General features: G+C 60.4%; 1 protein-coding gene. It reads left to right on the forward strand.

The features are described from left to right. Window positions 1–126 precede the first annotated feature (126 nt). Window positions 127–1,077, forward strand: a 951-nt coding sequence (locus A2I95_RS41445; RefSeq protein ID WP_291738092.1) for an FAD-binding oxidoreductase, incomplete at its 3' end; no start/stop codon positions are given.

Below are 1,077 nucleotides of genomic sequence, written 5' to 3' on the forward strand. Positions count from 1 at the left end.
TCACCGGATCAATATTCCCCATTCATTCAAAAAAGTTTTCTAATTTTTGATAATTAAACACCCCTGCATTGCAGCCTGCGCTGACTGGGCGCTTAGTCATGCAAAATCCATCGGGAGGTCCCTTTCATGAAATCGCGCACCAAGGTTGTGGTGATCGGCGGCGGCATCGCCGGTTGCTCCACCCTCTACCACCTCACTCAGGAAGGCTGGAGCGACGTCGTTCTTGTCGAACGCAACGAACTGACCAGCGGCACCACTTGGCATTCAGCGGCCCAGGTCACGAATTTCGGCATGAACCAGACCATGGTCGGCCTCAAGACCCACTCGATCAACCTGTACAAGGAACTGGCTGAAGACCCGGATTACCCGATCAACTACCACCACGGCGACGGCGGTATCCGTCTGGCTAATACCGAAGCACAGATGCAGGGCTACCGCCACTTTACCTCCATGGCGCGCGGTATGGATGTGGCGTTCGAGGTGATCGACGCCGAGGAATGCGCCCGCCGCCATCCGCTGATCTCCACCGACAACCTGATCGGCGGCTTGTGGGACCCGCTGGACGGCGACATTGACCCGGCCCAGCTGTGCCAGGCGCTGGCGCGGCGCGCCCGCAAGGCCGGCGCCGAGGTCTACCGCAACACGCCGGTGACCGCCCTCACCCAGCACCAGGACGACACCTGGACGGTGCATACAGAACACGGCGATATCGATTGCGACATCGTGGTGAACGCCTGCGGCTACCGGGTGAACGAGGTCGGCGCCATGATGGGCGTGCACCACCCCGTTGCCTCGATGGAGCACCAGTATTTCCTGACCGAGGAGATCCCCGCGATCAAGGACGCAGGCCACCGGATGCCGCTGTTGCGCTGCCCGATCAGCGATTACTATTGCCGCCAGGAAAAGAACGGCCTACTGGTAGGCTTCTACGAACAGGACTGCAAAACCTGGGGCATGGACGGGATCGATCCGAATTTCGTGAACGCGCTCTGCCCCGATGATCTGGACCGGGTGACGGATGTGCTGGAAGGCGCCTTTGCCCGGATATGGAAAGCGGGGTGTACCGGCCTTCGACCC

It is taken from the genome of Leisingera sp. F5, from assembly GCF_001593695.1.